7 protein-coding genes are annotated in these 8,814 nt (G+C 63.6%); all 7 read right to left on the reverse strand.

Translation table 11 applies throughout. The features are described from left to right. Window positions 1–223: 223 nt before the first annotated feature. Window positions 224–1,246, reverse strand: a complete 1,023-nt coding sequence (locus tag AC57B6_RS21505) for an XdhC family protein (RefSeq protein ID WP_028197756.1) — start codon at window positions 1,244–1,246, stop codon at window positions 224–226. Beyond that, window positions 1,219–1,815 (reverse strand): SRPBCC family protein, encoded by a 597-nt coding sequence (locus AC57B6_RS21510; protein ID WP_028197757.1) that lies wholly within the window; start codon window positions 1,813–1,815, stop codon window positions 1,219–1,221. Before AC57B6_RS21510 ends, AC57B6_RS21505 begins: the two co-directional genes overlap by 28 nt. Next, window positions 1,806–3,077 carry a vWA domain-containing protein gene (locus AC57B6_RS21515; RefSeq protein ID WP_496422068.1) on the reverse strand — a complete coding sequence of 424 codons (1,272 nt, stop codon included), beginning with the start codon at window positions 3,075–3,077 and terminating at the stop codon, window positions 1,806–1,808. The genes AC57B6_RS21510 and AC57B6_RS21515 overlap by 10 nt, the downstream gene beginning before the upstream one ends. Before the next feature lie 5 nt (window positions 3,078–3,082). Beyond that, window positions 3,083–3,970, reverse strand: a complete 888-nt coding sequence (locus AC57B6_RS21520) for an AAA family ATPase (protein WP_454804872.1) — start codon at window positions 3,968–3,970, stop codon at window positions 3,083–3,085. A gap of 82 nt (window positions 3,971–4,052) precedes the next feature. After that, window positions 4,053–4,850 carry an FAD binding domain-containing protein gene (locus tag AC57B6_RS21525; protein ID WP_281663289.1) on the reverse strand — a complete coding sequence of 266 codons (798 nt, stop codon included), beginning with the start codon at window positions 4,848–4,850 and terminating at the stop codon, window positions 4,053–4,055. Window positions 4,851–4,872: 22 nt separating this feature from the next. Beyond that, window positions 4,873–7,254 carry a xanthine dehydrogenase family protein molybdopterin-binding subunit gene (locus AC57B6_RS21530; RefSeq protein ID WP_028197761.1) on the reverse strand — a complete coding sequence of 794 codons (2,382 nt, stop codon included), beginning with the start codon at window positions 7,252–7,254 and terminating at the stop codon, window positions 4,873–4,875. Window positions 7,255–7,264: 10 nt separating this feature from the next. Continuing rightward, complete coding sequence (locus tag AC57B6_RS21535) at window positions 7,265–7,783, reverse strand: (2Fe-2S)-binding protein (RefSeq protein WP_496422069.1); 519 nt, start codon at window positions 7,781–7,783, stop codon at window positions 7,265–7,267. Between the last annotated feature and the right edge of the window lie 1,031 nt (window positions 7,784–8,814).

Raw genomic sequence — 8,814 nt, forward strand, 5'->3', positions numbered from 1 at the left:
TCAGGCAGCGGCCCTCGGGCCGCTGCCTGCGAGGCGACGGTACGTTTCTTCTTCATGATCGGCATATCCATGATTTCCATCCTTCATGATATGCCCCGCCCACGAAATTACGGATAGGTCCAGGTGCCGCCCCGCACAGGGGCAACGCTAATAGACCACTAACACAACAAGGAAAGGCCAAAGAGCCAGGCCAACAACAAAAACCGCCGAACAGGCCAAAACGTTAGACACTACAAGCAGCCCCACCCGAAGCCGCTATCTCCCGCGCGGCCTTAGCGCCCTCAACCTGCAATAAAGTCGGCAACGAAACCCCATTCTTGGCCGCAGTGACCTCGGCAAGAATAGAAACCGCAATCTCAGGCGGCGTCCGGCTGCCGATATAAATCCCCACCGGCCCATGCAACCGGGCCAACTCAGCCTCATTCAGATCGAACTCTTTCAGCCGCTCGCGCCGCGCCTGATTATTCCTTCTCGACCCCAAAGCCCCCACGTAAAAAGCCGGCGTCTTCAACGCTTCCATCAAAGCAAGATCATCCAGCTTCGGATCATGCGTCAACGCAATCACCGCACACCGCTCATCGAGCTTCATCTCGATCACCGTATCGTCCGGCATCGTCCGTACGATCTTCGTGCCGGGAATATTCCACTCCTCGGTGTACTCCTCGCGTGGATCGCACACAGTGACCTGATAGTCGAGCCCAACCGCGATATTGCACAGATAGCGCGACAACTGCCCCGCGCCGATCACCAGCATCCGGTATCGCGGGCCGTGAATCGTCAACAGACGCTCACCGTCGAAATGCACGCCATCGGTCGCCTGCGCCGCATCGAGCCGCACCGCGCCCGTCACCATGTCGACTTCGCGTGCCACCAGACGGCCGTCCTCCACCGCAGCGCACAGCTCGGCAATCCCGCTTTGCGGCGTCAAGGGCTCCAGCACCAACTGGATCGTTCCGCCGCACGGCAGTCCGAAGCGATGCGCTTCCTCAGCCGTGATGCCGTACTTCACCGCCTCCGGGCGGCTCTGCTCGATACCCCTTTGCCGCACGCGCTCAATCAGATCGTCTTCGATGCAGCCGCCCGATACCGATCCCACCACAAGTCCGTCGTCCCGCACCGCGAGCATCGCGCCCTCAGGACGCGGCGACGAGCCCCACGTTTTCACCACCGTCACCAGCAGCGCGCGATGTCCTTCCTCCAGCCAACGGGCGCTGGACTTCAGAACTTCGAGATCCACGCTTTCCATGATTTCTTCCCTTTTGTTTCGTCGCCGCCAGACTCAGTGTCCGCAGCCTCGTCCGATTCCGTATTCTGCGCCGTCGTGTCAGCGGCTGCAGCGTCGCCGTCTTCCGGGGGCGTCGCGCTATCCGTGTCGCCGCCGACCTGCGCGCCGAAGCGCTTGAAAAATTCGCCCGCGATTTTACGCGCCGCGCCGTCGACCAGCCGGGAACCGATCTGCGCGAGCTTGCCGCCGACCTGAGCCGTGGCCGTGTAGGTGAGCTTCGTCGCGTCATCGCCTTCGGGTTCGAGAGTGACATGCGCATTGCCCTTGCCGAAGCCCGCCGCGCCACCCTGGCCTTCGAAAACGATGGTGTAAGTGTTCGGCGCCTCGATGTCGGTCAGCAGCATACGCCCTTTGAAGCGAGCCTTCACGGGACCGACCGATGCGCTCATCACCACCGCGTACGCATTGTCGCCATCCGGGTCGATACTCTCGCAGCCGGGAATGCATGCGCGCAGGATTTCGGTGTCGTTCAGCGCATCCCAGGCGCGCTGCTGGGAAACCGGCAGCGTATGGGTTTCACTCAATTCCATGGCGTTGCTCCTGCAATTGTCGTGGCGGATACGGCGAAACGGGGCACACGTGGCGCTCGCGTGAGTTGCGCGAGATCGCGGCCGAACGCCGTCAGACTGTCCAGGTTATGGACGGGACGATGTGCGTCGACATACGGCAGGATCGCCTGCACGCCGCGCGCTTTTGGTGAAAAACCGCTGAACCGCAACAGCGGATTGAGCCACACGATACGGTGCGCGAAGCGGCGCAGGCGGGCCATCTCGGCGTCGAGCACGTCGATCGCTTCGTGGTCGAGGCCGTCGGTGACGAGCAGCACGGTGGCGCGGCCGGTCAGCACGCGGCGAGCCCAGCGTCGGTTGAATTCGGCGAGCGCGGCGCCGATCCGTGTGCCGCCCGACCAGTCGACCACCTGATCGGTGAGCGTCGCGATTGCCACGTCAGGATCGCGTTCGCGCAGCGCGCGCGTCGCATTGGTCAGGCGCGTGCCGAACAGAAACACCTGCAGGCGCTCACGCGACTGCAACAGCGCGTGGCAGAAATACAGCACCGCGCGCGAGTAGTGGCTCATCGAGCCGGAGATATCGAGCAGCAGGACCAGCGGCGGTTTGCGTTCCACCACCGCGCGATATTTCCACACCGTCCAGTCGCCCCCCGCGCGCACCGCGTGCCGGGCGCTCGCGCGCAAGTCCGCGTGGGTGCCGTGCGAGGCAGCCTTCAGACGGCGCGTCGGTTCGGTGGCGAGCGGCAGACGCTGGCCACGGATCAGGTGACGCAAGGTGCGCCATTCGTCTGCGGAAAGCGTGTCGAAATCGCGATGACGCAGCCGCTCTTCGGCACTGAAGGTGACGTGCGCGTGCAGTTCGTGCTGTTCGGTTTCCTGCGGCGGCTGGCGATGCGGTGAGGGTGGCGCGCGCACAGCCAGCGCATCGGCGAGCCGGTTGTTGCGTTTGGGCGGCGGCAGGCCATCGCGCACTTTGGGCAGCAACAGCGCGCGCAGCTTGCCTTCCCAATCCGGATCGCGCCAGAACAGATCGAAGGCGGCGTTGAAGAGGTCGCGTTCGTCCGGTGCGCGGACCAGCAGCGTGGCGAGCGCGGCACGGACATCGTCGCGCCGGCCGAGGTCGATCCAGTGCAACGCGGCGAGTGCATCGACGGCCTGGGCCGGTGACATCGGCAAACCCGCACTGCGCAGCACGCGCACAAAGTGCACGACGTTGCGCGCCAGGGTAGGCGTATCGAGCGGCGCGGATGGTGTGGCCGGTGATCCGGCGGACGCGGTCATCGCCGCTACTCCGGCGTCGCGAGACATTGCGCGATCTGCGCGGCATCCACGCGCGCCAGATCGTCCTGATACTTAAGCAGCACACCTAGCGTGTTCTGCACCGATTGCGGGTCGAGTTCCGTTACTGACAGTGCTTCCAATGCACGGCACCAGTCGATCGTCTCGGCGATACCGGGCGCCTTGAACAGATCCATGCCGCGCAGCCGGTGCACGAAATCGACGGCACGCCGTTGCAATTCCACCGACGTCTGCGGCGCACGCGCGGCGACGATTTCAAGTTCACGATCGCGCTCGGGATAGCCGATCCATTGATACAGGCAACGGCGCTTCAAGGCGTCGTGCACTTCGCGCGTCCGGTTCGACGTCATTACGACAAGCGGCCGCTGCGCCGCGCGCACCGTGCCGTACTCGGGAATCGATATCTGAAAGTCCGAAAGCAGTTCCAGCAGGAAGGCTTCGAACGGCTCGTCGGCACGGTCGATTTCGTCGATCAGCAGCACGCGCCGCGCGCCCGGGTGATTTTCGTCGGGCATCAACGCTTGCAGCAGCGGTCGCTTCAGCAAGAATTCGCTGCGATACAGCGTGTCGTTGCCGGGCCGCTCACCAGCGGCTTCGGCGAGACGTAGCGCCATGATCTGGCGCGGATAGTCCCACTCGTACAACGCGCTGGCGGTGTCGAGGCCTTCGTAGCATTGCAGCCGCAGCATCGAGGTGCCGAGCATCCCCGCCGCGGCTTTGGCGAGTTCGGTCTTGCCGACACCCGGCTCGCCTTCGACGAACAGCGGCCGTTCCATGCGCAGCGCGAGATACAACGCGGTCGCGAGTTCACGGCTCGCGAAGTAATCCTGGGCTGCGAGCTGCGCGAGAGTGTCGTCGATTGAAGCCGGTTGCATGATGTTCCTGAGGCTGCAAGGTGAAACGCGGCTAACGCGCCGTGCCGGGGCACGCCGCGTCAGTCGCTGACCAGAAGGATCGCTAACCGTTTGCCTTCGTCACCGCGCGCGCGGCCAGCACCGGGATCAGATGCGCGCGATATTCGGCGCTCGCGTGCATGTCAGTGTTCAGGTCGGTATCGGAGATGCTCACCGCTCGCGCGGCGTCGGGCGTGAAATTCGCCGATAGCGCGCTTTCCAGTTCCGGCACGCGAAATACCGAAGCCGCCGCACCCGTCACCGCGACCCGCACACCGCTCGCGAACTTTGCGACGAATACGCCAACCAGCGCAAAATGCGAAGCCGGATTGCGGAATTTCTCGTAGGCCGCGCGTTCGGGCACCGGAAACTCGACGGCTACGATCAACTCGTCCGGTGCCAGCGCCGTTTCGTACATGCCGACGAAGAAGTCGCTCGACCCGATCCGCCGCCGATCGGTGACGATGGTTGCATCCAGCGCCATCGCCGCTGCCGGATAGCAGGCGGCCGGATCGTTGTTCGCGAGCGAACCGCCGATCGTGCCGAGCGCGCGTACCTGGCGATCGCCGATGTGCGCGGCGAGATCCGCCAGCGCCGGCAGTACGCGCCGAAGCTCGGTGTGATCCGCGACATCCGCGTGACAGACGGCTGCGCCGACAGTCACCTTGCCGGCATCGACGCTGATCGATTTGAGCGCCGGAATCCGCGTCACGTCGATCAGTTGCGAGGGCTGCGCAAGACGCAGGCGCATGGTTGGCAACAGGCTTTGTCCGCCGGCGAGAAACTTTGCGTCGCTGTCGGCGTTAATGGCTGCAACGGCTGCTTTCGGATCCGTCGCGCGTTGATACTCGAATGAATACATGTCGAATGCTCCGCTCAGGATCTTAGTGGGGTTGTTTGGCAGCTTGAATCGCGGACCACACGCGATGCGGTGTGGCCGGCATCTGCAGGTCGGTCACGCCGAGCGGCGCGAGGGCGTCGAGGATCGCGTTGATTACCGCCGGGGGCGAGCCGATTGCGCCCGCCTCGCCGCAGCCTTTCACACCGAGCGGATTGTGCGTGCATGGCGTGCCTTTCGCGGTTTCGACGGTGAAGTTCGGCAGATCGGACGCATGCGGCATCGCGTAGTCCATGTAGGAACCGGATAGCAACTGACCGCTCTCGTTGTCGTACACGCAGCGCTCCAGCATCGCCTGGCCGATGCCTTGGGCGAGTCCGCCGTGCACCTGGCCTTCCACGATCATCGGATTGATCACGTTGCCGAAATCGTCGACCGCGGTGAACTGCTGAATGCGGCACACGCCCGTCTGCGGATCGACCTCGATCTCGCAGACGTACGAACCCGCCGGATACGTGAAGTTGCTCGGATCGTAGAATGCGCTCTCGTCGAGACCCGGTTCGAGCACGTCGAGCGGATAGTTGTGCGGCACGTAGGCGGCGAGTGAAATCTCGGCGAATGCCTTGGTCCGATCGGTGCCCGCGACGCGGAACACGCCATCCTTGAACTCGATGTCTTCCGCCGCGGCTTCCAGCAAATGCGCGGCGATCTTCTTCGCCTTGGTTTCGATCTTGTCGAGCGCCTTCATGATCGCCGAGCCGCCCACCGCGATCGAGCGCGAGCCATAGGTGCCCATACCGAACGGAATGCGGCCGGTGTCGCCATGCACGATCTCGACGCTTTCGAGTGCAATACCGAGCCGGTCCGCGACCACTTGCGCGAAGGTCGTCTCATGTCCCTGGCCGTGACTGTGGGAGCCGGTGAACACGGTGACCGAACCCGTCGGATGCACGCGAATCTGGCCGACTTCGAAGAGCCCGGCGCGCGCGCCCAATGCCCCGGCGATGTTCGACGGCGCCAGCCCGCAGGCTTCGATGTAGCACGAGTAGCCGAGGCCACGCAGCTTGCCGTTCTTTTCGGATTCCTGCTTGCGCGCCGGGAAGCCTTTCACATCCGCGAGTTCGAGCGCGCGGTCCAGCGTGGCGTCGTAGTCGCCGGTGTCGTACGTGAGGCCGACTGGCGTCGCGTACGGAAATGAACGGATGAAGTTGCGGCGGCGGATTTCCGCGGGATCGAGCTTCATCTCGCGTGCTGCGGTTTCGACCAGACGCTCGACCACGTACGTCGCTTCCGGACGGCCGGCGCCGCGGTAGGCGTCGACTGGAACGGTGTTGGTGAAGACCGCTTTCACCTCGGCGTAGATGGCGGGCGTGGTGTACTGCCCGGCGAGCAGTGTGGCGTACAGGATGGTCGGCACGCTCGACGCGAAGGTCGACAGATACGCGCCCATGTTGGCGATCGTATGAATGCGCATGCCGAGGAATTTGCCGTCGGCGTCCATTGCCAGTTCGGCCTTGGTCACATGATCGCGGCCGTGCGCGTCTGATACGAACGCTTCCGAGCGTTCCGCGGTCCATTTGACCGGCCGGCGAATCTTCTTCGACGCCCACGTTAGCGCGACGTCTTCGGCGTACAGGAAAATCTTCGATCCGAAACCGCCGCCGACATCCGGCGCGATGACGCGCAGTTTCGATTCCGGCAAGGACAGCACGAAAGCGGCCATCAACAGGCGTTCCACGTGCGGATTCTGGTTCGCGACGTAGACCGTGTAGCTGTCGTCCTGTGCCGAATAGCTGGCGTTGACCGCGCGCGGCTCGATCGCATTCGGGACGAGGCGGTTGTTGACGATGTCGAGCGTGGTGACGTGCGCGGCTTTGGCGAAAGCGGCATCGGTCGCGGCTTTGTCGCCGTGGCCCCAGTTGTAGCAGACGTTATCCGGCACTTCGTCGTGGACTGCGGGCTGGCCCGGATCGGCTGCGTGCGCGGTGTCGACCACGGCCGGCAGCACGTCGTAATCGACCTCGATCAGTTCGGCGGCGTCTTTCGCGGCCTTGATCGAATCTGCGATGACGAGCGCGACCTGGTCGCCGACGTGGCGCGCTTTCGTATGCGCGATGATCGGGTGAGGCGGCTCGTTCATCGGCTTGCCGTCGGTGCTGTGAATCAGCCAGCCGCAGGGCAGTCCGCCGACGTTGTCCGCGGCCATGTCCGCGCCCGTGAAGATCGCGATGACGCCGGGCGACTGTTTGGCGGCCGTGACATCGATGCTGTTGATTTTTGCGTGTGCGTGCGGCGAGCGCAGGAACACTGCGTAGGTTTGCTGCGGCAGGACGACGTCGTCGGTGTACTGACCGTTGCCGGTGAGGAACCGATAGTCTTCTTTACGTTCGACGGAGGTGCCGATGAAATGGGTGTCGGGTGCGTTCATCGTCGTCTCCTCAGGCGGTGGCGGGCGCGGTGGCCGCTGCTGCGGCGGTGGCCGTACCGGCGGACTTCATGCCGTCGGCGCCTTTGAGCACTGCTTTGACGATGTTGTGATATCCCGTACAGCGGCAGAGGTTGCCGTCGAGTTGGGCCCGCACGTCGTCGCCCGTGAGATTGGGTTGACGCTCGACGAGCGAGACCGCGCTCATCACCATGCCGGGCGTACAGAAACCGCACTGCAGGCCGTGGCAGTGTTTGAAGGCGGCTTGCATCGGGTGCAGTGCGCCGTCTTTGCCGAGACCTTCGATGGTGGTCACGTTCGCGCCTTCGGCCTGGACCGCGAGGATATTGCAGGATTTGATGGCGCGGCCGTTCAGGTGGACCGTGCATGCGCCGCACTGGGCAGTGTCGCAGCCGATGTGCGTTCCTGTTAGGCGAAGTTGATCGCGTAGGAACTGGACAAGCAGGGTGTTAGGGTCGATTGAGGCGCTGATGGGCGCGCCGTTCACCGTCAGACTGATGCTGATCGCCATGAAGCTGTCTCCTTATGGGGTGAGACCGGACCTTTGTTTTTCCTGCCTTCAGCTGCCTGTTCCGTAGGGTCCGATGTGGGGACTGCAAGCTTGGCCGCTTTTGCGGTTGGGGTTTTTTTATGGGTCTGCCGAAAAGTAAAGCACAAATCGGGTGGGGGCGCTATTGGGTTGTGTGCCTGCGGTGGGTTTGGTGTTGATCTGGAATTTGGGGTTTGTTTGCTGTTTTCGTGGTTTGTTCTGGTGTTGGTCTTTTGGTCTTTTGGTCTTTTTGGCCTTTCCTTGAATTGTTAGTGGTCTATTAGCGTTGCCCCTGTGCGGGGCGGCACCTACTTTTCTTTGCCTGCCGCAAAGAAAAGTAGGCAAAAGAAAGCGGCTCACACCGCTAATTCTTAAGCGGGTCCCCCGCACAGTAGCGGTAGTGGTGCATCTGGAATCCGTGCCCTCGCGCACTCCGCGCCGTTGACAAAGGACTCATCAGCTCCCACTCCGCACTGCGTGCGTCGCGGACGGGGCTGCCAGGGAAACCAGCGGCTTCGCTTCGCGCAGCGGGAGCCGTCGGCTTCGCCTCGGCGAGATGCCCCCGCTCTGATTGGCCAACCCCACTTCGGAAATGTCGGTGTGTTGCTTTCGCTTTCGCTTTCGCTGCCGCGGTTGCGCTCGCAGCAGCGGGGCAGCGGCGGGGCAACAGCGAGCAGAGAACCGGGGCAACCGGGAAAGCGAGGCCGCGGCCTGGTGACAGCGATGCGCCGACGAGTCCGAATCTGGACAAATCGAGGCGCGAAAACCGCAGCGGGCGAATCGAGGCGCGAAAACCGCAGTGGGCGAATCAAGGCGCGAAAACAGCAGTGGGCGAATCAAGGCGCGAGACCGCAGCGGGCGGATCAAGGCGCGAAACCGCAGTGGGCGGATCGGGGGGAAGTCGTAGCGGGTGGGGATGGGAACGGGGTATCGGCGCGCGCAGCGCCGCCGGAGGTATGACTGCCTTGTCACTAAGGCGAAGTGTGCGAGGCGACAGATTCCAGATGCACCAC

Source organism: Paraburkholderia sp. BGA-UO-ETr-F12, from assembly GCF_059567945.1.